This is a genomic window from Streptosporangium sp. G11, from assembly GCF_051192615.1.
In the GTDB taxonomy this organism is placed as follows: domain Bacteria; phylum Actinomycetota; class Actinomycetes; order Streptosporangiales; family Streptosporangiaceae; genus Streptosporangium.
In genome coordinates this window covers 11,815-34,666 of record NZ_JBPJUQ010000020.1, presented here as the reverse complement: position 1 = coordinate 34,666, position 22,852 = coordinate 11,815, and the positions used below count along the sequence as shown (strand labels likewise).

Here is a 22,852-nt window from a genome sequence, read left to right as displayed (position 1 = left end):
GGGAACACCGTGCTCGGGCCCGGAACTGTCGGTGCGGGCTGGCATCATCAGGGGTGTGGACCTGCACCACTACGCGCGCGTCGTGGGCCCGGCCGTCATGATGGCCGGGCGACGCGTGGTGTCCTTCTCGGGGGGAAGCGAGGAGGACGGTGGCGGTGGTGCGGTCCGACATGCGCCGCCAACCCGGGGTGGCCTGCCACAGGAGGAGGCACTCTTTCCCTGAAGTCCTGCGGGTGGGGATGTCGAGAACGCATCCGTGGCTCCGATTCTCTGTGATCAGTGAAGCGAGACGGACGACGATTTTCGAGGAGGAACGACCATGCGGCCCATGAAGACGAACACCCTGAAGGTGCCCGGCGCGACCCTTCACTACGAGATCCGCGGCTCGGGGCCGACCCTGTTGCTGATCTGCGGCGGGATGTACGACGCCGCGGGATACGCGGGCCTGGCCGAGCGACTCGCCGACCGCTACACGGTGGTGACCTACGACCGGCGCGGCAACTCGCGCAGCCCCCTGGACGGGCCGCCGGAGCCGCAGAGCATCGAGGTGCACGCCGACGACGCGCACCGCGTGCTGGTGGAGGTGGGCGTCACCGCCGACGAGCCCGCGTACGTCTTCGGCAACAGCTCCGGGGCGATCATCGGCCTGGAGCTGGCCGCCCGCCACCCCGAGCGGGTGCGCGTCCTGGTCTCCCACGAGCCGCCCCTGTTCGAGCTGCTGCCCGACCGCGACCGCTGGCGTGCCGTCGTCCGGGACGTGGAGGAGGCCTTCGCCAAGGAGGGCACCGAGGCCGCCATGCGGGCCTTCGCCACCGGGTTCGACAGGACCGGCAGCGAGCACGAGGAGGCGGCCACCCGCGGGGAGCGGGGAGAGCCCACCCCCGAGATGGCGGAGACGATGGCGCGCATGGAGAAGAACACGGAGTTCTTCATCGGTTACGAGGTGCCGCCGTTCGTCGGATACATCCCCGACGTCGACGCGCTGCGGGCCTCCTCGGCGCGCGTCGTGATGGTGGCGGGCGAGGACTCGGAGGGGCAGCCGCCCTACCGGGCCTCCTTCGTCGTCGCCGAACAGATCGAGGGCCGGCACGTGATGTTCCCCGGCGACCACGGGGCCTTCGGCACCCGGCACGAGGCGTTCGCCGCCAAGCTCGACGAGGTGCTTTCGAGCCCCTGAGGAAGCGCACGGCCCGATGAGGCCGGACACGGCCGTCTCCTGACAACCCGGCCCGGGAGGCGGTCGTGACCGTACCAACGGGCCGCTCAGGCTCTCCCCGATCCTGCCGGCCTCCACGCCCTGGGCGGCCTCTCCGGGCGGATCGACATCCGCCGACAGGCTCTGATCTCATGCGGCGAATCTCATGCGGCGAATCTCACGCGGCGAATCTCACGCGGCGAATCTCACGCGGCGAATCTCACGCGGCGAATCTCACGCGGCGAAAACGGGGGTGCCCCGCCCGCGGGCGGGGCACCCCCGTTTTCGCGGAGAGGTGAGGTCGCCTACACCCGCGTGCGCGCCTCCTCGATCTGGCGCGTGATGTTCTTCGCGCCGCCGGCCTCGGCGAGGGCAGTCGCCTCCTCGGCCAGCGCGAGCGCGTCGTCACGGCGTCCCTCCGCGGCGGCGATGTAGATCAGCCCGACCATGTTCGCGGCGACGCCCGGCAGGAAACCGAGTTCACGGCGGAGCCGCACCGACTCCTCCAACCGTTCCCGCGCCGTCTCCAGCCGTCCGGCGGCGTGCTCCGCGGTGCCCAGGTGCCGAAGCGCGTACGACCTCATGAGCTTGTCACCGGCCTGCGCCGCGAGTTCGTGCGACCGTTCGAGAACCGGGACCGCGGTCTCGTTGTCCCCGCGGACCACCTGGTGGAAGACGCCGACCCAGAACAGCGCCTCGCCCTCGCCGCGGAGGTCACCGAGCGTCCGGTAGAGCTCGGTCGCGCGCTCGAACAGCGGCAGCTCGCGCGGGTCCTCGGTCTCGTCCTCGAAGAAGCGCGCGTGCATGATCCGGCCACGCGCCAGGGCCAGACCGGCCTCGACCGCGTCCAGCTCGCGGTCGGCCACCTCCAGCACCCCGGCTTCGCCATCGAAGATCGCGCGATCGTAGAGCAACCTGGCCCGTTCGAGCCGTTCTTCCGCGCTCATCCGCCCAGCCCCCGTCCACCCGTATCCGCCCGCCGCGCCGAACACCGTACGCGGCGGACGAGGCGTGACGCCAGCCCCCGGCCGCCGCGAGAACTCGGGGGAAAGAGCCGATGAGCCGCGTCGCCTGGCGTGCCGTCGGCGCGGGGACGAGGCCCCCGGACGGGTCAGGACAGTTCAGTGCCGGGGGATGCCCAGGGTGACCAGCAGGTCTTCGTGAAGCTGGAACCACACGGTGTGGTAGGACTCAAGGTTGTCCGACACGTAGTCCAACTCGCCGGCCCTGGCGCGCGCGAGCGCGTCGGTGAGCCGGGCCTGATACCGCTGGAAGCGGAGCATCGCCGCGTACAGGTCCACGCAGGCGACGTCGGCACGCCGGTTGAAGTCGGCGAACCGGCCCAGGACCCGGGAGTCGTAGGCGGGATCGGTGTGGTCGTTCGGTATCGCGACACCGTCGACGAATCGCAGCTGCCAGGCCGTGCAGAGATCGAGCAGCTCCGGGTTGAGCACGAGAAAGTCGTCGTACGCCTCGAGCACCGTGGCCCGGGTGCCCGCCGTGTCCAGCTCGGCGGAGATCCGCCTGGCGTCCTCGACGCGGCCGGCCTCGGTGAGACCCCACCCGCCGAAGTCACCCGGAGAGTACGTGACGAGGCCGGCCACCGCGAGATCGATCAGCTCGGACTCGACGTCGGGCTCGGGGAGCCCCGTCGCCTCGGCCACGCGGGCGAGACTGACGAACCCGACGCAGCGAAGCGTGTGGAGCGCCAGCAGGTCGGCACTGGTCGCATGGGGTGGGTTCGGCACGTCGATATGCTACATCGATGGCCTGGATCCACCCGATTTCGGGAGAAGTCGAGGAGACCGCGAGCGTCCTTGGCGGCAAGGGGTACGGCCTTGTCGTGCTGCGACGGCTCGGGGTGCCCGTGCCCCCCGGGTTCGTCATCGGCACCGGGGCGTGCCGAGCCTTTCTCCGTGACGGGCGGTTTCCCGACGGTCTCGACGCCGAGCTGACGGCGGCCGTCTCCGGCCTCGAAGCCGCCACGCGACGGCGCCTTGGCGGATCCGAGCGGCCACTGGTGGTGTCGGTGCGCTCGGGCGGCAGCGTGTCGATGCCCGGCATGATGAACACGATCCTCAACCTCGGCCTCACCACCGAGACCACGGCGGGGCTGGCGGCGGAGACGGGCGACCCGCGGTTCGCGCTCGACTCGCGCCTGCGGTTCCTGTCCGGTTACGCCTCGGCGGTCTTCGGCGTGGAGCCGGAAAGCCTGGAAGCCGTCGCACGCGAGGTGGCCGAACGCGGCGACGGCGACGAGGAGACACGTCTCGCCGACGTGATCCGAGGCGTCGAGGCCCTCATCGGCGGACGCCCCGGCGGATCGGTGCCGGACGACGCGGCGGAGCAGCTGGAGCCGGCCGTCAGGGCCGTGTTCTCGTCCTGGGACACGCCGCGCGCCAGGACCTACCGCGAACTGCACGACATCCCCCACGAACTCGGCACGGCCGTCATCGTGCAGGCCATGGCGTTCGGGAATCGCGACGACCACAGCGGCACCGGTGTCGCGTTCAGCCGCGACCCCAACACCGGTGAGAGCGTTCCGTTCGGTGAGGTCCTGTTCGGCCACCAGGGCGAGGACGTCGTCTCCGGGAGGTCGACGACCCGGCCACTGGCCGAACTGGCCGAGCGGGAGCCGGCGGTGTGGGCCGGTCTCCTGGAAGTCCTGAACCGGATCGAGGAGCACTACCGCGACACGTGCTACGTGGAGTTCACCTTCGAGGCGGGCGAGCTGTGGATCCTGCAGGTGCGGCCCGGCAACCTCGTTGGGCGCGCCGCCGTCCGCGTCGCGGTCGACCTGGCCGACGAGGGCGTCGTCGGCCGCCGCGAGGCACTGCTCCGGGTCTCTCCGCACCATCTCCGCCACGCCCGTACGCCCCGGATAGCGACGGCCGACGCGAGTGACCTCCTCACCCGGGGGCTGGGCGCCTGCCCGGGTGTCGCGGTCGGCAGGGTGGCGACCACCGCCGACAGGGCGGCGCGGATGGCCGTCGACGGCCCGGTCATCCTGGTGCGTCCGCACACCTCCCCGCTCGACATGCACGGCCTGGCCGCCGCCGTGGGAGTCGTCACCGCCCGAGGCGGGCCGGCCAGCCACGCCGCCGTCGTCGCGCGTGCCATGGGCAAACCCGCCGTCGTGGGGGCGGCGGATCTCACGGTCGACGTCGCCGCCGCCTGCGTGCGAGCCGGTGGACGCACCCTCCCGGAAGGCACGCTCATCACCATCGACGGGACCGGCGGGGAGGTCCTCGTCGGCGGTCACCGCACCGCTACCGCCACGACCGACTCCCACCTGCGCCGCCTGCTCGAATGGGCCGACGAGGTCTCGGGCGACGACTCGGACCGCGACGAGGCGGAACGCCTCACGGCGGCCCGCGCGGTCCTTCTGAACACCTAGCGCGGTGGCCACGAACGTTCACCGGGTCGAGGTACGGGGCGTTGCCGGCGCCGGCACCCTGGTCGCCTCCCCCACCGCGATGCGGCGTGACCAAACCCGGTGAACGTATCCGGTCCTGGTCACCGCACTAGACGAAGGCCGTGACGCCCTCGTATTCCGCTACCGGGGTGGCGCCGGCAGTCTCGTACTGGAGCAGCAGCAGGCCCTTCGCCGTCACCTCGTGGCCGACGAGTCGAAGACCGACGGGTCCGCTCGGGTGGTCGAGCAGCCGCCGCCCGGAACCGGTCACGGCCGGGGCGACGACGAGCCGGAGCGTGTCGACGAGGCCCGCCGCCAGCAGGGTGTTGCCGAGTCGCGCACTCCCGTGGATCTGGAGTTCCCGTCCTGGCCGCGCCTTGAGCTTCCCGACGGTCTGGATCGGGTCACCGCGGAGCACGGTCGTCGGATGCCAACTTCCCTCGGTGAGGGTGTTGGTGACCACGTACTTCGGCAGTGAGTTCATCCGCTCGGTGTACGGGTCGTCCGGGTCGGTGATCTGCGGCCAGTCCCGGGCGAACGCCTCGTAGGTTCGCCGCCCGAGCAGCAGACCGTCGGCGAGGTCCAGCCAGTCGGAGGTACGCCGGACGAAGAGTTCGTCCAGGTGGGGCACGAGCCAGCCGCCCCGGGTGAAGCCGTCGCTCGTGTCCTCGGTCGGCGAGCCGGGGCCCTGGCTGACCCCGTCGAGGGTGACGAACTCCGTGAGAACGATCTTCATCGTACGGCCTGGCTCCCCGCGACCACGGCGAGTTGTTTGGTGACCGAGCCCCAGCCTTCGAGGAAGCCGAGTTCCTCGTGGTGGGCGCGGGCGGCCGGATCGCCGTGCCGGACGATGATCCGGTAGTCCGTGCCGTCCGGATGATCGCTCAGCGTGATCTCGGCCGTCATCGGCACCGGCGCGGGATTCGCGGGGCGCCAGGCGCTGTCGATCGTGTTCGTGAACACGATCCGCTCGAGCTCGTCGACGACGAGGAAGCTCGCGTCGACGTGCGGGACGAAGTCCACCCCGTCGTCGCTCAGCCGCGTCACGAGCGCGCCGCCGGGCTGGACGTCGAGGCGGTCGACGCGGCACACGGTCGGCGCGGGGACCCACCACTGCTCGAAGCGGGATGGGTCGGTCCACGCGCTCCACACGGCGGCGCGGGGGGCGCGGATGATCCGCTGCAGGGTCAGGTCAAGATCGGGGTTCATGGTCGTTTCTCCTGCGGATCGGTGACGAGGCGTTCGAGCCGGTCGGTGCGCTCTTCCCAGATCCGGCGCTGCTCCACGAGCCAGCCGTCGACGAGAGCGAGACGGTCGCGGTTGAGCACGCAGGTGCGCACCCGGCCGAGCTTGACCGTGCGGATCAGGCCGTTCGCCTCGAGCGTCCGCACGTGCTTCATGAAGGAGGGAAGGGTCATCGGGAACTCGCGGGCGAGATCGCCCACGCTCGTCGGGCCGCGGCCAAGGCGTCGGATGACGCCGCGCCGCGTCGGGTCGGCGAGGGCGACGAACACGCCGTCGAGCTCCGCCGAATACTGTGCCATGCGGCTAAGTATTGCCCGCCGAAACACTTAGCGCAAGAGCAAAGTATTTGGGGAGGGCGCGGGCCGGTTCTCAGGCGAAGCGGCGCAGGGCGAAGCGGGGGTGGGGCTCGGTGTGACCGAGGGCCAGGTCGGCGGCCATGTGGCCGATCAGGGGGGCGAACTTGGCGCCCTGGCCCGAGCAGGGGGAGACGATGACGAAGGGACCGACGCGGTCGAGGATGAAGTCCTCGTCGGGGGTGATGGTGTAGAGGCAGCTCGCCTCGGCCACCGGGGCCGGGTCGAGGCCGGGCAGCCATCTGCGGACGTAGGCGGTCACCACGGCGCGGGAGGCCGGGTCGACGACGCCGTCCCTGGTGGTGGCGGTGACGGGTTTGCCCGCGTCGTGCTGGGCGACCTTGACCGTGGGCAGGGGACCGCCGTCGGCGCCGGAGGGAAGCCCGTAGATCTGTGTGTCGTCCTTGTGGACGAAGACGGGCCAGCGGGTTTCCGGATCGCGCGAGCGGAAGTGGAAGACCTGCTGCTGGGTCACCCGCAGCGGGGGCAGGCTCACCGGCACGCCGAGCAGTCCGGCGAGTTCCGGCAGCCAGGCGCCCGCGGCGATGACGACGGTGGCGGCGGTCACCTCCGGGCCGTCGGTGCGCAGCCGGACGCGCCCGTCGGGCAGGGACTCCGCGCCGGTGAACCGTACGCCGGTGATCACCTGGGCGCCCAGCTCGGCGGCCCGGCCCACCGCGGCGGCGACCGTCGCGTCGGCGTCGGCCGTACCCGCCTCCGGGTGGTGCAGTATCGGCCTGTCGAAGCGCATGAACGGCCACCGTTCCGTCGCGGCGCCGGGAGAGAGCAGCTCGTGCGGCACGCCCGCCGCCGCCAGCAGGCGGGCGATCCCCTCGGGGTCGCGCCCGGCACCGAGGTCGACGCCGCCGGTGAGGCGGAGCAGCGTCGTCCCGGTGTCGTTCTCCAGCTCGCGCCAGCGCTCCCCGGCCAGGCCGGTGAGGCGCACGTACTCCGGGTCGGCGTAGGCCCGGCGGTAGATCCGTGAGGTGCCGTGCGAGCTGCCGCGCCGGTGGCCGATGTCGTACGCCTCGATGAGGGCGACGGCGTGACCGCGGCGGGCGAGCTCCCACGCCGTGGCCGAGCCCATCAGCCCGGCGCCGATCACGGCGATCTCCGTCTCGATCCGGTCGGGGGTGTTCATCGGCGGCGTCTCCCTTCGAGGGGGAAGGATTCACAGGCCGTTGCGCGGAATCCAGGAGGTGCCGGCCAAGGGCATCCTGGCCATGGCCGCCGACTCGATGGTAAGCGCCACCGGATCCTCGGGCTCCGGGTGGTCCCGTTGGGGCAGGTGGGCCTTGGCGCGGTGCGGGCCAGGGGTCCGCGCCTCGTCCTCCACGGGGACGGTCCTGGACGAACACGTGAAACGGCTCCGGCCGGGCCCTTCCGGGCCCGGCCGGAGCCGACGCTTTCTCGCGGGGACGCTGATCGGGTGGTGGTGATCACCGGGGACGTTGATCAGGGGACGTTGATCGAACAGTGGTGATCACCGGGGAAGGTGATCGAGGAACAGTGATCACTGGGGAAGGTGATCGGAGAACGGTGATCACAGGGACGCGGGCACGGCGACGGTGGTCACAGGGGACGGTGACCACGGGGGCGGTGATCAGCTGACGTTGGCGCAGATCGCGTAGACGCTGATGCCCACGTCGTTGTAGCCGGGCTGGCGGCCGAGCCCGATCCAGCCGCCGCCGTCGTCGGTGGGGAAGGAGCCCACCAGCACGGCCGCGTTGCCCTGCGCCTCGGCGCCTCCGCCGACGGCCTTCTTCCCGGCGGGGCAGCGGACCACACGGCGCTGGAAGTTGGGCACGTTGGCGTTCGGCAGCTTGACGATCTGGTAGCCGGTGAAGTCGGCGGCCGCGGGAGCGTCGAGGGCGGCGGGTACGGAGGCCGTGGCCGGAGCGGCGACGGCCATCGCGGTCAGGCCCGCGACGCCGACGGCGGCGGCGCTCAGCGCGGCGGTCATGAGCTTCCTGCTTCGCATGTTCATCTCCTGGGGCAGGGGTGCCTGGATGGTCACGCAAAGTAAATTGGTCGTCACGCTGAGTGTCCAGCCTTTATTTTGTCACCGCCTCGCCAGTTGCGCTCGTCTCGGCGATCGGGCATACGCGGTCCCTCGGGGAGCGTGGGTGAGGGCACGTGCCGGGGGAGGGGCTCTCGCGCTCGGGTCCCGCCCCTCGCGCGGGGGGTCGCGCGCTTCGGGCGGGGAGTCGCGCTCTTCGCGCGGTGGGTCACGCCTTCGGCGGCACCGGCTCGCGGTCCTTCGCTACGGGGTGCCGGGGCGGGGGCGGGCACTGCCAAGGGGCCGACCGGCGGTGAACGTCGATCAGCCAAGAGAGCGCTCTCAGATCAGGATAGGACTTTTTCTTGATCGTTAGCCAGGGGGCCGACATGGCGTGCGTGTGTACGACGGGGCATCGTCGCGTGATGGAACGCCCTATTTTCTGCACTTACGCCCTCTCGCCTGCATCTCTGCGCTTTACCTATTCGTTACCAACGTGAAACATTGACTGCTGTGACGCAGGCCGTTACTTTTCGGTCAGAGAGCGCTCTCTCGCATCGGCCCGCTTCAGAGCCCGATTCCTCTCCCCGGAGGCACCCCCCAATGGATCTCTCGATCCGGACCACAGGTCCGGACAGTGCGCACCCCCGCGAAGGACGACTCATCCACCGCCTCAAGACCCGCCGGAGGCGTCTCGCCGCCGGTGTGGTCGTCGCCATGGTGGCCGGGCTGCTCGGTCTCGGCGCCGCCCGCTCCGCCGAGGCCGCCACGGTCGGCGCCGGCAGCTACGCCGACACCCTCCCGGCCGGCCGCTCGCTGCCGACCGGCTGTGGTTCCATCTCCACCAACCCCCGCCAGTGGGTGACGTCCAACGCCCCCGCCGGAGCGGTGCCCACCAACGACTGGTGGTCGTCGATCCTCTACAAGAAGACGGACTGCGCGTACGGTGAGCCGCTCCACGCGCACCCGATCTCCTACGACACCTTCGGCAACGGTCTCGGGTTCTCCTACAACACCACTCCCGCCATCAGCGGCACCGCGACCGGTGTCGGCGAGTACCACTACCCGTACGTCGAGAACATCCGCGTCGGCGTCGCGGGCCTGAGCTCGCCGGACGTCAAGGTCGACGGCTGGAGCGACTGGACCGTCACCCCGTACTGGAGCGGCGCGGGCCGGACCATGAAGGCCACCATCGGCCACGGCCTGCCGTTCGCGTACTTCCAGGTCACCGGCGGCGACGCGCAGATCACCGCCGCTGGCACCCCCACGGTGTGGTCCAACAGCGGCGCCACCATCGGCTTCACCGCGGGCGGCCGTGACTACGTCGCCTACGCGCCGACCGGCGCGACCTGGTCGGTGAGCGGCACGACGATCAGCTCCGCCCTGGCGGGCAGGGGCTTCTTCTCCGTGGCGGCGCTCCCCGCGGGCGGCGACCGCGCGGCCCTGGCGAGCACCTACGGCCAGTACGCCCACGCGCACGTCACCGGCACCCGGGTCTCGTACGCCTACAACCAGGCCGCGAGCTCGCTCACCACGACGTACGCCTTCACCACCACGGCCAGGCAGGGCAGCCAGACCGGCACGGTCATCGCGCTCTACCCGCACCAGTGGAACTACCTGACCGGCTCGACGCCGCTGGCGCAGACGTACGTGTCGGCGCGCGGCCAGATGAAGATCGTCACCGGTACGCAGTTCCAGACGACGATGAAGTACACCGGCGTGCTGCCCGAGATCCCCGCGGTGGCCGACAGCTCCGGCGCGGACCTCACCACGGTCACCAACCAGCTCAACGCCGAGCTCGGCAACCCGATGGACATCCGGGGCGACGACACCTACTGGACCGGCAAGGGCCTGGGCCGGGCCGCCCGCATCGCGGAGATCGCCGACCAGCTCAACCTGACGTCGGTGCGCACCGCCGCGCTGAACGCCATCCGCACCCGGCTCAACGACTGGTTCACCGCCTCGTCGGGCAAGACCAGCCGGGTCTTCTACTACAACCCGAGCTGGGGGACCCTGCTCGGCTACCCGGCCTCGTACGGCTCCGACCAGGAGCTCAACGACCACCACTTCCACTACGGCTACTACATCGCCGCCGCCGCGACGCTGGCCAAGTTCGACCCCAACTGGGCGAAGACGAGCCAGTACGGCGGCATGGTGGACCTGCTGATCCGCGACGCCAACAACTACGACCGGAACGACACCCGCTTCCCGTACCTGCGCGACTTCGACATCTACGCGGGCCACGACTGGGCGGCCGGGCACGGCTCGTTCGGCTCGGGCAACAACCAGGAGTCGTCGTCGGAGGGCATGAACTTCGCCAACGCCCTCATCCAGTGGGGGCAGGCCACCGGCAACACCGCCGTCCGTGACGCGGGCATCTTCATCTACACGACCCAGAACGCGGCGATCCAGGAGTACTGGTTCGACGTGCGCAACCAGAACTTCCCCTCGGCCTTCGGCCACAGCACGGTCGGCATGGTCTGGGGCAGCGGCGGCGCGTACGCCACCTGGTTCAGCGCCGAGCCGGAGATGATCCAGGGCATCAACATGCTCCCGGTCACCGGCGGGCACTTCTACATGGGCGACAACCCCGCCTACGTGAACACCAACTACGCCGAGCTGGTGCGCAACAACGGCGGGCCACCCACGGTGTGGCAGGACATCCTCTGGCAGTTCCAGGCCCTGGGCAACGGTGACGCGGCCCTGTCGAACCTGCGCGCCGCCGGTTCCTACACCCCCGAGGAGGGGGAGAGCAGGGCGCACACCTTCCACTGGATCCGCAACCTGGCCGCCCTCGGCACGGTGGACGTCTCCGTCACCGCCAACCACCCGCTGGCCAAGGTGTTCAGCAAGAACGGAGCCCGCACCTACGTCGCCTCCAACATCACCGGCAGCGCGCTCACGGTGACCTTCTCCAACGGCACCGTCCTCAACGTCCCCGCGGGCAAGACGGTCACCTCGGGCGCCTTCACCTGGAGCGGCGGCAACGCGGGCGGCGGCACCACGAACCCCGACCCGACGCCCACCCCGACCCCCACGCCCACGCCGACTCCCACTCCGACCCCGACTCCGGGTGTCTTCGCCGCGACGCGCTACCTGCAGAGCGGCGGAGGGCTGCCGGGCACGGCCGGCACGGCGGGCAGCGTCACGGTGGCCGCCGCGAACGGCAACCACGACGGCGTCCCGACCAACGCCCAGGTCTTCACGGCGACCGGTCTCACCGCCGGCCACAACGGCGGAACCACCGCGTTCGACCTCTTCGTGGACGCGGGCACCTCGGTCGCCAACGGCACCCAGATCCGGGTCTCCTACGACCTGACCGGCAACGGGAGCTGGGACAGGGTGGAGACCTACGCCTACTTCGCCACCGACCCGGTGACGGGCTGGGAGCACTACACGCAGGGAACCGGCCCGCAGTCCTCCTCCGGAACGCTCGGCAACCTGGCGAACGGCAGGGTGAGGGTCGAGGTCTGGAACGCCATCGGCAACGGTGCCGTCAACCTCGGCATCGGCAACCAGTCTCTCGTACGGTTGCCGTTCGGCTGATCCCCCTCAGTCGACCGGCTGAATCCCCTCAGCCGATCCGCGACGGAGCGGCCGGGAGTGTGAGCCCCCGGCCGTTCTCGCCTGCCTCGGGGGGCCGGGGCAGGCCGATCGGGTTCGAGGGCGGCATGACGCCCGACTCCAGGACGGCCATGGTCAGCGGGTGGAGCAGCAGGGCGAGGGCGGAGGTGCGCTCGTCGCCCAGGGCCCGCCAGGGGGCCGCCGCGGCCTCGTCGGTCAGCCGCTCGATCCGCCCGCGCTCCTTCGCGCCCTCGGCCGTCAGGACGCCGGAACCGTCGACCCACCCGCGCTCGCGCAGGGCGGCGGCACCGGCCTCCCACTCCTCGTCGTCCCAGCGCCGTGCCAGGCGCAACTGGTCCATGTCCGTCTCACCCGCCGCGACCTTGAGCAGGTGGGACTGGACGGGGGAGACGCCGTGGGCGACGAGGGCGGCCACGTGCCCGTCGCCCCGGTGCTCGCGCAGCGTGGTCGCGGCCTGCCAGAGCAGCAGGTGCGGCTCGTCGGGCGCGGGCAGCGCCTGGTTGGCCGCGCCGAGCACCCGGCCCGCGGTGTCGGCCAGCCCGGCGGCCTCCCAGGCGAGGTCCGCCGCGGCGCGCAGGTCGTCGGATCCGGTCACCTTGTCGGTGAGCAGGTTCCGCAGAGCCGCTCCCGCCCCGTCGAGCCGGGCCCGCAGCACGTCGCCGGGGGTCGCGAACGTCCACGCGTCGGGGAGCGCCCTGGCGACCCTGGCCGGGGGGAAGCCGTGGAAGGCCGCCGTGACGACGCCGGGACCGACCGGCCCGAGCGGGGCCGCCCTGGCCGCGAAGTAGCCCATCCAGAAGCCGCGCATGCCGACCGCGTCGGCCGCCGCCCGAGCCTCGGGGGCGAAGTAGGTGACGGCGTGCAGGGGCTCCAGCAACTGCCACATGACACGCGGAACGTTCGGTTCGGGTTCCGGCACGGTCTCACACCCCGTCTCGTGGATCCTGGCGGATCGGCTGCGCATCCTCATACGGTACTCGTCGAAACGACCGGGTGATCTCTTGACGAGAGAGCTGTCATCTGGTCCGAACCCTGACCTGATCTGGGAAGACGAAGTCATCTCACCCGTCAGGTTGGGTCTTCTCAAGGAGGGACGGGCGGGTTATCAAGAGCTCAGGACGAACTGTGATTCCAGACATTTCCACCCGCTGGTGACGTGGTCGCGTCCGATCGCCCAACCCCCCGAGCCGATGGAGAACGGCATGCGGCAGTTACGAAGAGTTATGATCCAAATCCTGTGTGTCATCGTGATGCTCACCGCGAGCATCACCGCGGTGGCCACGGGCGCGCAGGCCTCCGTTCCCAATCGGTGGGGTTTCGCCGTGGTCAACGTGACCTCCGGCATCCCCGACCCCAACCACCAGGCGGGCAGCTGGGCGCCGGGCTTCAACGTCAGCGTCACTCCCGGCGGGGTCGGGCAGACGTTCGTGAGGTTCCCGCAGATCGCGATCACCGGCGGCGTGGTCCACGTCACGGCGATCGCCCAGACCGCCTACTGGTGCCAGGCGCAGAACTGGGGCCCCTCGGGCACCGACCTGGTGGTGGCGGTGCAGTGCTACCGGTACGGAGGGGCTCAGGTCTTCACCCCGTACAGCATCGTCTTCGAGCAGAGCACCGGCGTCCTGCCCGCGCCGGAGGCGTTCGGCTACGTGCACTACAACGGCGGCGCCATCGCCACCCAGTTCAACTCGGCCGGGGGCGTGAACACCGTCGGCGGGGGCGCGGGCGTCTGGACGGTCACCCTGCCGGGCCTGGGTTCGTCCGGTTTCGCAGGAAATCTCCAGGTCACCGCGGTGAACCCCAGCCAGCCGGCCCGCTGCAAGGTCGGTGCCTGGGCTCCCGGCGTGGGCGCGCAGGCGGTCCAGGTGCGCTGCCACAACGCGACGAACGTGCCGCTCAACACCGGGTGGACCCTGACCTACCAGCGTGAACGCGCCATCACCGGCGCGGCGATCCCGCCGAAGAACTTCGCTTACACCTTCGACAACACCCCGGCCAACCCCGGCCCGTACGTGCCGGGGCCCCCGGCCCTGAACTACAACTCCCAGGCGGGCGTGAACACGGTCCAGACCGCGGGACTCGGCCTGCGCCTGGTGACCTTCCCGAGGGTCGGGGTCCTGCAGGACCAGGTCCAGGCCACCGCGTACGGTCCCGGCCCCGAGTTCTGCAACCTGCAGAGCCTCTGGAACACCAACGGCGGCGTCGCGATCGTCCGCAACGTCGCCTGCTACAGCGCCACCACCCGCGTCGACCGTCCTTCGCTGGTCACCTACACCTCGGCCTTCTGAGGCCCGAGCGCGGTGCCGTCCGGCGTCCCGGGCGGCACCGCGCTTCTCGTCCGCGCGGGCGGAGTGCTTTCGTTCGCGTTCCTCGTCGGCACGGGCGGAGGACCCCGCGGGTCTGAGGGGGTGTTTCCTCCCGCGTCCACGGCCCGCGTGGACCGGGGGTCGCGGTCGCCTGTAGGCCCGGTCGCCCGTAGGTCCGGTCGGGTGCACGGTTCGGTCTGGCGTACGGCCCGGTCGGGTGCACGGTCCGGTCGGGCATACGACCCGGTCGGGCGCACGCGTCCGAATGGACGCCCTTCTCCCGGGTAGCCGGAGACGATGACGACTTACGGCTTTCATTCCTCACACGAGCAGATCCACCCGGCAGAGCTACTGAAAGCGGTCACGCGGGCCGAGCAGGCGGGGTTCGGGGCGGCGATGTCGTCGGACCACTTCTCCCCGTGGAGCGAGCGGCAGGGGCAGTCAGGGTTCGCCTGGTCCTGGCTGGGGGCGGCGCTCCAGGCCACGAACCTGCCGTTCGGCGTGGTCAACGCCCCCGGCCAGCGCTACCACCCCGCGATCATCGCCCAGGCGATCGGCACCCTCGGGGCGATGTTCCCCGGGCGCTTCTGGGCCGCCCTCGGCACGGGCGAGGCGAGCAACGAGCACATCACCGGTGACCGCTGGCCGCGCAAGGAGCTTCGCAAGCAGCGGCTGCGGGAGTGCGTCGACATCATCCGGGCGATGCTGGCGGGGGAGGAGGTCAGCCACGACGGTCTGGTGACCGTCGACCGTGCCCGGCTGTGGACCCGCCCGGACGTCTCCCCGAAGCTGGTCGGCGCGGCGGTGAGCGTCGAGACGGCCCGCTGGTGCGCGGAGTGGGCCGACGGCCTGATCACCGTGGGAGCGCCCGTCGACCGGCTGCGCGAGGTCATCGGCGCCTACCGGGATGCCGGAGGCAAGGGCAAGGTGGCACTCCAGGTCCACCTCAGCTGGGCCGAGAGTGACGACGAGGCCATGGCCATCGCCCACGACCAGTGGCGGAGCAACGCCTTCTCCCCGCCGGTCAGCTGGGACCTCGAGACCGCGGAGCTCTTCGACGTGGTCTCCGCGGACGTCTCACCGGAAAAGGTCGCCGAGATCGTCAACGTCTCCTCCGACCTGGGCTGGCACGCCGCCAGGATCAACGAGTACGCGGAACTGGGCTTCGAGGAGATCTACCTGCACCACGTGGGCCAGGAGCAGGCCGCCTACATCGACGCCTTCGGCGCGAAGGTCCTTCCCCAGCTGCGCTGACGTGGTCGTGCGGCCGGAGGGGCGATGGGGCCGGGGCTGAGGGAGGGCGGGTTCACGGCTGGGGGCGACGGCGTAGGCGGCTTCGTGTCCGAAGCGGGCGACGGGTCCTCGGCTGGGAGTGGGTGATGGGTCTCCGGCCGGGAGGGGCGACGGGTCCTCGGCCGGGGGCGACGGCGAGGGTGGGTTCGCGAGAGGGGGCGGTGGGGTTCCCGGTGGGCGCCCATCGTCCCTGTTTGTCATGAAATGAAATGAATCATCCTCACTTTCACGACATGCGGTGGAAACAATTAGGAGGAATCGATTCCCAGAAGTGGGTGAATGTTCTACATTTGTCATGGGAGCGCTCCCACCCGAAGGAGGCGCAGTGTCTCTCCAGCACAACTCATCCGCGGCGTCCCTCGACGCCGCCCACGAGTACGTGGGCGAGTGCCTGCTGCCCGCCGTCCCCACGAGCGTGCGCGACGCCCGCTCGATGGTCCGCCGGGAGCTCTCCCAATGGGGTGCGGACGATCTCATAGACGACTGCATGCTGATCGTCAGCGAGCTGGTCACCAACGCCGTCAGGTACGGCGGTGCCGCGTGCGCGCTGCGGATCCGAGGTGGCGGGAACCTCGTCCACGGCGAGCTCTTCGACCCCGGGGCGGGAGCTCCCCGCGTCTGCGCCCGTGACATGGAGGCGACCGGCGGCAGGGGCCTCCAGATCGTCGACTCCCTCGCCGAGGATTGGGGGGTCGTCCATCCCCCCTCCGGAGGCAAGATCGTCTGGTTCGTCCTCGGTCTCCCCGCCTCCGTCGGCCTCCGTTCCGCCGCCGCCCCGGTCCTGCAGCTCAAGTAGGCGCGCGCCGGGAGCCGCCCGATCGTCCCGCGCGCCGCCCGGGGATGCGTGGCTGTCCGGTGGGTGTGAGGGATGACGCAAGCCGGGGTCGCTTGGTTGTCCGATGGGCCGAGAAGTGCGTGAGCCGGGATCGCTTGGCTGTTCGGCGGGCGCGAGAGATGCGTGGGCCAGGGCCGTACGGCTGTTCGGCTGTTCGGCGGGCGCGAAAGTGTGTGGACGGGAAGGGCCGGAGCGGTCGCGGTCGCCGGGAGGGGGCTTTCCGGCACCCGATGCCCCCACACCCCGGTGTTCCGATCTCCCGACACCCCGGTGACCTGGCGGTCCTTCTCGCCGGGGGCGGGTGTGCCGCCGTGTCGTCCCGCCCCGTAGTGTGCGGGACGGCCAGCCCCCCAGGGAGAGAACGCATCCCATGACGACGTACGACCACACCCGCCGTGCCTGCTACACCGGATATGTCACCCAGGCCATCGTCAACAACCTGGCCCCCCTGCTGTTCATCGTGTTCCAGACCCGCTACCAGTTGCCGCTGGAAATGCTCGGGCGCCTGGTGCTGCTCAACTTCGCCACCCAGCTGGTCACCGACATCGTGGCCGTGAAGTTCGTGGACCGGACCGGTTACCGCATCCCGCTGGTGCTGGCCCACGTCCTGGCGGCGCTGGGACTGGTGCTGCTGGCGGTGGCCCCGGCCGTGTCGCCCTCCCCGTACCTGGGTCTGTGCGTCGCGATCGTCGTCTACGCCGTCGGCGGCGGCCTGCTGGAGGTGCTCGTCAGCCCTGTCGTGGACGCGCTGCCCAGCCCGCAGGAGGGCAAGGCCGCGGCGATGAGCCTGCTGCACTCCTTCTACTGCTGGGGTCAGGTCGCGGTGGTGGCGGGCAGCACGCTGCTGCTGGCCTGGATCGGCCAGGACGCCTGGCAGGTCCTGCCCGTCGCCTGGGCGCTCGTCCCGCTGGTCAACATGGTGGCCTTCTTGAGGGTGCCGCTGCCCGCGACCGTGCCCGACGAGCACCGCACCTCCCTGCGGGCGCTCTTCGGGGCTCCCGCCTTCGCCGCCGCCGTCGTGCTGATGCTCTGCGCGGGCGCGGCCGAGCTGACCATGTCGCAGTGGTCCTCCCTCTTCGCGGAGGAGGGACTGGGCGTCTCCAAGGTGTGGGGCGACCTGGCGGGCCCCTGCCTGTTCGCGGTCCTGATGGGGATCGGCCGCATCGTCTACGGCCTGTGGGGGGAGAGGATCCCCCTGGTGCCCGCCATGGCCTCGTGCGGCGCGCTGGCGACCGTCTGCTATCTCGTCGTCTGCCTGTCGTCCAACCCGGTGGTCAGCCTCATCGGCTGCGCGGTGTGCGGCCTGGCCGTCAGCCTCCTGTGGCCGGGGACGTTCAGCCTCGCCGCGGCCCGCTTCCCCCTCGGCGGCGCGGCCATGTTCGGCGTGCTGGCCGTCTTCGGCGACGCCGGTGGCGCGGTCGGTCCCTGGATCGCCGGGGCCGCCGCGGACGCCTCCTCCGCCGCCGACGGGTTCCTGGCGAACCTGTCGGCCGCGCTCCCCGACGACGGCTCCGGTCTGCGCACCGGCCTCCTCGTCGCCACCGCCTTCCCTCTCGCCGTCGTCGCCCTCACGCTCGCGTACGCCACCCGGACGAAGAGCGCGGGCACGACGACCGATGAGGCGCCCGGGGAGGTGGAGCGTCCGATCGGCGGGTGAGCCGGATGGGACATCGGGGCATGACATCCCCCTTTCATGGGCACCTCGTATCGCAGCAACGCACATTCGAGGAGTGTTCCACCATGATCCCGGCACACATGGACTCTCCGGCGAGGGCCGGGTCCCTGGAGCATGCGATCGGGACGACGGAGTCCGGGGCCCCGAGGCACGCGGCCGGGACGGCGGAGTCCGGGTCGCCGGAGCACGCGGCCGGGACGACGGGGTCCGGGGCACTGGAGTGTGCGATCGGGGCGATACCGCTGGTGGACCACCACGTTCACGGTGCCCTGGACGGCGACCTGTCGCGGAGGCGGTTCGAGGAGCTGATCACCGAGTCCGACCGGCCGGTGCCCGCCTGGATGACCCAGTTCGACTCGCAGCTCGGTTTCGCCGTCCTGCGGCACTGCGCGCCCGTCCTCGGTCTCGACCCCCACCCGGACCCGGAGACCTACCTCGCCCGCCGCGCGGAGCTCGGGGCCGCGGAGGCGAACCGGCGCCTGCTGGCCGCCGCCGGGGTCGATCACTTCCTCCTGGAGACCGGCTACGGGGGCGAGGAGATCCTCGGTCCCGCGCCGATGGCGGCCCTCGCGGGGCGGCCCGTCGAGGAGGTCGTCCGGCTGGAGTCGGTCGCCGAGGGGGTCGCCGCGGAGGGAACGGACGCCTCCGGGTTCGCCGCCCGCTTCGAGGCGGCCCTGTGGGAGCGTACCCGTGCGGCGCGCGGCCTGAAGAGCGTCGCCGCCTACCGGTACGGGCTCGACTTCGACCCCGCCCCGCCCGCTCCGGCCGAGGTGGTGGCGGCGGCCGGACGCTGGCTGCGGGAATCCGAGCGGACCGGGACCGTCCGCGTCGACGACCCGGTGCTGCTGCGCCACCTCATCTGGGCGGGCGTCGAGCGCGGGCTGCCGCTCCAGTTCCACATCGGGTACGGCGACCCCGACATCGACCTGAGCCGGTCCGATCCCCTGCTGCTGCGCGGCCTCATCGAGCTCGCCGAGCCCAGGGGCCTGCCACTGATCCTCCTGCACTGCTACCCGTACCACCGCAACGCCGGTTACCTCGCCCAGGCCTACCCGCACGTCCACTTCGACGTCGGGCTGGCCGTGAACCACACCGGGGCGCGCAGCGTGGCCGTCGTGGCCGAGAGCCTGGAACTGGCGCCGTTCGCCAAGATCCTCTTCTCCTCGGACGCCTGGGGGCCCGCGGAGCTTCACCACCTGGGCGCCCTGCTCTGGCGGCGCGCGATGACCCGCGTCCTCGGGGGGTTCGTCGCGGACGGCGAGTGGAGCGAGCCGCAGGCGGTCCGGGTCGCCACCATGATCGGCGCGCGGAACGCCCGCCGCGTCTACGGCCTCGGAGAGACCGGGTAACCGGGTGACCGGCCCGAGGCCGGCGAGAAGGACGACACCACGTACGACGAGAACGGCGCCCATGTCACCCATGCACAACGAGAACGGCACCACGCACAGTCAGGGGGAGATCCATGATCGGCACTCACGTCCGCGCACTCGCCGAGGGGGACGCGTGAGCGTCAACCACGACGCCCACCGGCTCGGGGAGAGGCGATGAACGAGATCCACGAGCGGCTCCGCGCCGCTCTCCACGCCGAGCTGCCCGCGGCCTTCCAGCTGCGACGGGAGCTGCACGCCGAGCCGTGCGTGTCGGGAAAGGAGGAGCCGACGCTCAAGCGCGTGCTGGACGCGCTGCCCGAGGGCAGCGCGACGGAGCGGGTGGCCGGGACCGGCGCGCTCCTTCGCGTCGGCGGCGAGGGCCTGGCCGTCGGGGTGCGCGGGGAACTGGACGCCCTGCCGATCCCCGAGGAGACGGACGTGCCCTGGGCATCGCGCAACGGCGCCATGCACGCCTGCGGCCACGACGTGCACCTCGCGGCCCTGGTCGCGCTGACCAGGGCGGTCGACCGCGTACGGGCACCGGCGCCGATGGTCGCGGTGCTGCAGCCGCGCGAGGAGACCCACCCCTCAGGTGCCCGCGACATCGTCGAATCGGGCGCGCTCCGCAGGAACCATGTCGGCGCGATGATCGCGGCACACGTCCAGCCGGTGCTCGGCGCCGGTGAGACGGCCTGCACTCCCGGCGCGGTCAACGCCTCCTCCGACGAGTTCACCGTCACGGTTCGGGGCCAGGGCGGGCACGCGGCCTATCCCCACCTGTCGCGCGATTCGGTTCTGGCCCTCGCCCAGATCATCGTGGCCGCGCAGCAGCTCGTCAGCCGCGACGCCGACCCGATGACGCCGACCGTGGTCACCTTCGGGACGGTGTCGGCCGGCAGCGCCCCCAACGCGATCCCGGGGCAGGCCGCCGCCCGCGGCACCCTGCGGACGATGTCGGAGTCCTGGCGCCACCAGTTGCACCACCGCTTCCGCGAGATCGCCGAGGGCGTCGCCCGCGTCTACGGCTGCGAGGCGGAGGTGCGGATCACGCACGGGGAGCCGGTACTCGTCAACGATGCCCGCCTCGCCGAGGAGACCGGCTGCATCCTCGTCGACAACGCCCACCACATGCCCGCCACGCTGCGCTCCTGCGGTGCCGATGACTTCGCCCACTTCGCGTCGGTCGTACCGTCGCTGATGCTGTTCGTGGGCACCGACACGGCGTCGGGGCTGCACAGCCCGTACTTCCTGCCCGGAGACGAGACCGTGACGGCGGTCGCCGAGAGCCTGCTCGCCGCCTATCTCGCCGCCGCGCGGGTGATCGGCGCGGGTGTTTGAGCGGGCGTTCCAGGCATCGGGCCTGATCCACCGGCGATGCCGAGGGCGTGACGGCCGGTGGCGTGGGGAGGGCGGGGCTCGCGCGGGGGGGTACGGACGGCGGACGAGTCCTCGCGGGGCACGCTCAGTTGAGCCGGAAGGTGTCCACGAACGTGTCGACGTGCCCGCCGGCCTCCGCCCACTGCCCGGCGGGGGTGAAGAACCAGAACATCCCGGTGCCGCCGGAGTCACGGGTGACGCATCGGGCGTAGAGACGATGGGGTATGCCCGACGCGTCCTTGTGCGCGAAGCCGAACTCCAGCTCGGCGCCCTTGCCCCCGGCGACGGAGACCGGGCGCCGGGCGAACTCCTGATAGGAGCCGGACGCGAACATCTCGTCCCGGAGCGCGTCGCGCAGCTGGTCGAGGATGGCCGCCGGGTCCCTGGTCTCCTTCCTTTCCGGGTTCGCGAAGGTACCCAGGTACCAGGAGGACGGGGAAAGGATGGAGTCTCTGGGGCGCTGCCAGCTCACCTGTCGCTCGGACTCCTCCTTCTTCCAGCCTTGGGGTACGGCGATGGAGAATCCGCGAGGATCGGAGTGGAGGGCGAAGCCTCGCGGCAGCGGATTCTCGCCCGGGGAGGGCGGCGGGTTCCGGCCGGGGGAGGCTGACAGGTTTTGCCCGGGGGAGGCCGTCGGGTCCTGACCGGTGTCGCCGGAGGCCGTCGGACTTCCAGCGGGCGTCGAAGAGGCTGTCGGGCCTCCTCCGGAGCCCGTGGAGCTTCCGCCGGAGGCGGCGGAGGCTGCCGCGCTTCCGCCGGGGGCGGGCGTCCGGGAGCTTCCCTGCTGGGAGAGGTCGTTGTGCGGCCACCAGATCACCGCGGCGGCCACGGCGACCGCCACCAGCGCCGAGCCCGCGACCACGGCCATCCGGACCGGCGCCCGCCGGGCGCCGCCGGTCGGGACCCGGCCGTCCAGAGGCGCCGGGTCTGTCACGTGCTTCCCCGCGGGGCCGGTGGAGTCCGGGTTCCCCGGTAGGGCGGCGGAGCTCGGGTCGCGTACGGGGCCGGTGGACTCCGGGTCGCGTACGAGGCCGGTGGAGCGCGGGTCGTGTGCGGGACCGGTGAACCCTGGATTCCCCGGAAAGCCGGTGGACCCCGGGGCACGCCCTGGACGCGGGTGTTCCCGCGGGGCCTCGGCGGCCACCGGCGCGAGCAGTGCCGTGGCCTGGAGGGCCGTCAGCCGCTCGGCGGGATCCTTCCTGAGCAGGCCCTCGATCACGGGAAGGAGCCGGTCCGCGTACCGGGTGGGCGCGGGCGGCCGGTTGACGATCGCCGCGATCGTGGCCACCGGGCTCTCCCGGTCGAACGGCCTGCGCCCCTCCACCGCCTCGTACAGCGTCACGCCCGTCGCCCACAGGTCGGACGCGGCCGAGGCGCGCTCCCCGCCGAGCTGCTCGGGTGCGAGGTAGGGGATCGTGCCCAGCAACTGCCCGGTACCGGTCAGGTCGGTGGTGTCGTGGACGGCCGCCGCGATCCCGAAGTCGGTCAGCACGGCCCCGTCGCTCCCGAGCAGGATGTTGGCGGGCTTGACGTCCCTGTGCACGATCCCCGCCGCCTCCGCCGCGGCCAACGCGGAGATCACCCGCAGCCCGATCCCCGCCACCCTGGCCTCGGTCGGCGGCCCCTCACGCCTGATCACCTCGGCCAGGGACGGCCCCTCCACCAGTTCCATGACGATCCACGGGCGGCCGTCCTCCTCGACCACGTCGTAGACGGTGACGACGCCGGGCCGGCCCCTCAGCGTGGCCGCCGTACGCGCCTCGCGGAGTGTTCGCCGCAGCCGCCGCTCGCGGTCCTCGGCGGTCAGCCGGGCGGGCAGCGTGACCTCCTTGACCGCCACGGTCTGGTGGAGCAGCTCGTCCCGGGCTCGCCAGACGACGCCCATGCCGCCTTCCCCGAGGGGGGCCAGCAGCCGGTACCGGCCTGCCAGCACGCGCGACGGGTCTTCCGGAACGTGCGAGGGATCTTCCGGCATGCGGGCGAACCTACCGGTTTCCCCATCATCGATCCACCGCCGATCCACCGCGACGCCACCCCGCACGGCCCCGTACGACGCCGGGCTTCCTGCCGGGCACGCTCTGCGAGAAGATCCCGTACGACCTCGTACGACCCGCGCCTCTAACGCCACCGGCGACACCCGGTCCCGTCACCGCGACCCCATCGACATGTCGGTCCCGTGCCCTCGGCGGACCGGAGGCGCGGGC

Annotated in this window: 19 protein-coding genes; 9 read left to right on the top strand and 10 right to left on the bottom strand. The window is 71.6% G+C overall.

Annotation, left to right across the window (positions count from 1 at the left end; genetic code table 11):
* Nucleotides 1-328: 328 nt before the first annotated feature.
* Entirely contained in the window at nt 329-1,177 is an 849-nt protein-coding gene (locus tag ACSDR0_RS20280) for an alpha/beta fold hydrolase (protein ID WP_435290411.1), read from the top strand.
* Nucleotides 1,178-1,500: 323 nt separating this feature from the next.
* On the opposite strand, the gene ACSDR0_RS20275 is transcribed toward ACSDR0_RS20280, so the two are convergent.
* Together ACSDR0_RS20275 and ACSDR0_RS20270 are read right to left on the bottom strand one after the other, a co-directional pair.
* Nucleotides 1,501-2,142: a tetratricopeptide repeat protein gene (locus ACSDR0_RS20275; protein WP_435290410.1), complete on the bottom strand. Its 642-nt coding sequence runs from the start codon at nt 2,140-2,142 to the stop codon at nt 1,501-1,503.
* A 174-nt stretch (nt 2,143-2,316) separates the two neighbouring features.
* Nucleotides 2,317-2,943 carry a transcriptional regulator gene (locus ACSDR0_RS20270; protein ID WP_435290409.1) on the bottom strand — a complete coding sequence of 209 codons (627 nt, stop codon included), beginning with the start codon at nt 2,941-2,943 and terminating at the stop codon, nt 2,317-2,319.
* 17 nt (nt 2,944-2,960) lie between these two features.
* On the opposite strand from ACSDR0_RS20270, the gene ACSDR0_RS20265 reads away from it, so the two are divergent.
* Nucleotides 2,961-4,592 carry a pyruvate, phosphate dikinase gene (locus ACSDR0_RS20265; protein ID WP_435290408.1) on the top strand — a complete coding sequence of 544 codons (1,632 nt, stop codon included), beginning with the start codon at nt 2,961-2,963 and terminating at the stop codon, nt 4,590-4,592.
* A 127-nt stretch (nt 4,593-4,719) separates the two neighbouring features.
* Here ACSDR0_RS20265 and ACSDR0_RS20260 read toward each other — a convergent pair whose 3' ends face one another.
* From ACSDR0_RS20260 to ACSDR0_RS20235, 6 genes are all read right to left on the bottom strand, one after another.
* Nucleotides 4,720-5,346: a dihydrofolate reductase family protein gene (locus ACSDR0_RS20260; RefSeq protein ID WP_435290407.1), complete on the bottom strand. Its 627-nt coding sequence runs from the start codon at nt 5,344-5,346 to the stop codon at nt 4,720-4,722.
* Nucleotides 5,343-5,819, bottom strand: a complete 477-nt coding sequence (locus tag ACSDR0_RS20255) for an SRPBCC domain-containing protein (RefSeq protein ID WP_435290406.1) — start codon at nt 5,817-5,819, stop codon at nt 5,343-5,345. The genes ACSDR0_RS20260 and ACSDR0_RS20255 overlap by 4 nt, the downstream gene beginning before the upstream one ends.
* Nucleotides 5,816-6,154: an ArsR/SmtB family transcription factor gene (locus tag ACSDR0_RS20250; RefSeq protein ID WP_435290405.1), complete on the bottom strand. Its 339-nt coding sequence runs from the start codon at nt 6,152-6,154 to the stop codon at nt 5,816-5,818. The genes ACSDR0_RS20255 and ACSDR0_RS20250 overlap by 4 nt, the downstream gene beginning before the upstream one ends.
* A gap of 70 nt (nt 6,155-6,224) precedes the next feature.
* On the bottom strand, nt 6,225-7,349 hold the full coding sequence (locus ACSDR0_RS20245) for an FAD-dependent oxidoreductase (protein WP_435290404.1): 1,125 nt from the start codon (nt 7,347-7,349) through the stop codon (nt 6,225-6,227).
* A gap of 30 nt (nt 7,350-7,379) precedes the next feature.
* Nucleotides 7,380-7,544, bottom strand: a complete 165-nt coding sequence (locus ACSDR0_RS20240; RefSeq protein ID WP_435290403.1) for a hypothetical protein — start codon at nt 7,542-7,544, stop codon at nt 7,380-7,382.
* A 267-nt stretch (nt 7,545-7,811) separates the two neighbouring features.
* Nucleotides 7,812-8,189: a hypothetical protein gene (locus ACSDR0_RS20235; RefSeq protein WP_435290402.1), complete on the bottom strand. Its 378-nt coding sequence runs from the start codon at nt 8,187-8,189 to the stop codon at nt 7,812-7,814.
* A 621-nt stretch (nt 8,190-8,810) separates the two neighbouring features.
* Between ACSDR0_RS20235 and ACSDR0_RS20230 the strand changes: the two genes are divergently transcribed.
* On the top strand, nt 8,811-11,753 hold the full coding sequence (locus ACSDR0_RS20230; protein ID WP_435290401.1) for a glycosyl hydrolase: 2,943 nt from the start codon (nt 8,811-8,813) through the stop codon (nt 11,751-11,753).
* 28 nt (nt 11,754-11,781) lie between these two features.
* Here ACSDR0_RS20230 and ACSDR0_RS20225 read toward each other — a convergent pair whose 3' ends face one another.
* Nucleotides 11,782-12,756, bottom strand: a complete 975-nt coding sequence (locus ACSDR0_RS20225; RefSeq protein WP_435290400.1) for an SCO6745 family protein — start codon at nt 12,754-12,756, stop codon at nt 11,782-11,784.
* A 259-nt stretch (nt 12,757-13,015) separates the two neighbouring features.
* Between ACSDR0_RS20225 and ACSDR0_RS20220 the strand changes: the two genes are divergently transcribed.
* From ACSDR0_RS20220 to ACSDR0_RS20195, 6 genes are all read left to right on the top strand, one after another.
* Complete coding sequence (locus ACSDR0_RS20220) at nt 13,016-14,080, top strand: hypothetical protein (RefSeq protein ID WP_435290399.1); 1,065 nt, start codon at nt 13,016-13,018, stop codon at nt 14,078-14,080.
* Nucleotides 14,081-14,395: 315 nt separating this feature from the next.
* Entirely contained in the window at nt 14,396-15,352 is a 957-nt protein-coding gene (locus ACSDR0_RS20215) for a TIGR03885 family FMN-dependent LLM class oxidoreductase (RefSeq protein WP_435290398.1), read from the top strand.
* Between the two features lie 364 nt (nt 15,353-15,716).
* Nucleotides 15,717-16,187 (top strand): ATP-binding protein, encoded by a 471-nt coding sequence (locus ACSDR0_RS20210; protein ID WP_435290397.1) that lies wholly within the window; start codon nt 15,717-15,719, stop codon nt 16,185-16,187.
* Between the two features lie 409 nt (nt 16,188-16,596).
* Nucleotides 16,597-17,883: an MFS transporter gene (locus tag ACSDR0_RS20205; protein ID WP_435290396.1), complete on the top strand. Its 1,287-nt coding sequence runs from the start codon at nt 16,597-16,599 to the stop codon at nt 17,881-17,883.
* An 83-nt stretch (nt 17,884-17,966) separates the two neighbouring features.
* A complete protein-coding gene (locus tag ACSDR0_RS20200; protein ID WP_435290395.1) occupies nt 17,967-19,250 on the top strand; it encodes an amidohydrolase family protein in 1,284 nt (427 codons plus the stop codon).
* 195 nt (nt 19,251-19,445) lie between these two features.
* Nucleotides 19,446-20,609 carry a M20 metallopeptidase family protein gene (locus ACSDR0_RS20195; protein ID WP_435290394.1) on the top strand — a complete coding sequence of 388 codons (1,164 nt, stop codon included), beginning with the start codon at nt 19,446-19,448 and terminating at the stop codon, nt 20,607-20,609.
* Nucleotides 20,610-20,733: 124 nt separating this feature from the next.
* Here ACSDR0_RS20195 and ACSDR0_RS20190 read toward each other — a convergent pair whose 3' ends face one another.
* Nucleotides 20,734-22,623 (bottom strand): serine/threonine-protein kinase, encoded by a 1,890-nt coding sequence (locus ACSDR0_RS20190; protein ID WP_435290393.1) that lies wholly within the window; start codon nt 22,621-22,623, stop codon nt 20,734-20,736.
* Between the last annotated feature and the right edge of the window lie 229 nt (nt 22,624-22,852).

Excerpts from the sequence above, each read along its gene's own strand:
- ACSDR0_RS20205 (WP_435290396.1), top strand. The coding sequence starts at position 16,597 with ATGACGACGTACGACCACACCCGCCGTGCCTGCTACACCGGATATGTC.
- ACSDR0_RS20245 (WP_435290404.1), bottom strand. The coding sequence starts at position 7,349 with ATGAACACCCCCGACCGGATCGAGACGGAGATCGCCGTGATCGGCGCC.
- ACSDR0_RS20220 (WP_435290399.1), top strand. The coding sequence starts at position 13,016 with ATGATCCAAATCCTGTGTGTCATCGTGATGCTCACCGCGAGCATCACC.
- ACSDR0_RS20215 (WP_435290398.1), top strand. The coding sequence starts at position 14,396 with ATGACGACTTACGGCTTTCATTCCTCACACGAGCAGATCCACCCGGCA.
- ACSDR0_RS20190 (WP_435290393.1), bottom strand. The coding sequence starts at position 22,623 with ATGCCGGAAGATCCCTCGCACGTTCCGGAAGACCCGTCGCGCGTGCTG.
- ACSDR0_RS20225 (WP_435290400.1), bottom strand. The coding sequence starts at position 12,756 with ATGCGCAGCCGATCCGCCAGGATCCACGAGACGGGGTGTGAGACCGTG.
- ACSDR0_RS20250 (WP_435290405.1), bottom strand. The coding sequence starts at position 6,154 with ATGGCACAGTATTCGGCGGAGCTCGACGGCGTGTTCGTCGCCCTCGCC.
- ACSDR0_RS20275 (WP_435290410.1), bottom strand. The coding sequence starts at position 2,142 with ATGAGCGCGGAAGAACGGCTCGAACGGGCCAGGTTGCTCTACGATCGC.
- ACSDR0_RS20255 (WP_435290406.1), bottom strand. The coding sequence starts at position 5,819 with ATGAACCCCGATCTTGACCTGACCCTGCAGCGGATCATCCGCGCCCCC.
- ACSDR0_RS20235 (WP_435290402.1), bottom strand. The coding sequence starts at position 8,189 with ATGCGAAGCAGGAAGCTCATGACCGCCGCGCTGAGCGCCGCCGCCGTC.
- ACSDR0_RS20195 (WP_435290394.1), top strand. The coding sequence starts at position 19,446 with ATGAACGAGATCCACGAGCGGCTCCGCGCCGCTCTCCACGCCGAGCTG.
- ACSDR0_RS20230 (WP_435290401.1), top strand. The coding sequence starts at position 8,811 with ATGGATCTCTCGATCCGGACCACAGGTCCGGACAGTGCGCACCCCCGC.
- ACSDR0_RS20280 (WP_435290411.1), top strand. The coding sequence starts at position 329 with ATGAAGACGAACACCCTGAAGGTGCCCGGCGCGACCCTTCACTACGAG.
- ACSDR0_RS20260 (WP_435290407.1), bottom strand. The coding sequence starts at position 5,346 with ATGAAGATCGTTCTCACGGAGTTCGTCACCCTCGACGGGGTCAGCCAG.
- ACSDR0_RS20265 (WP_435290408.1), top strand. The coding sequence starts at position 2,961 with ATGGCCTGGATCCACCCGATTTCGGGAGAAGTCGAGGAGACCGCGAGC.
- ACSDR0_RS20200 (WP_435290395.1), top strand. The coding sequence starts at position 17,967 with ATGATCCCGGCACACATGGACTCTCCGGCGAGGGCCGGGTCCCTGGAG.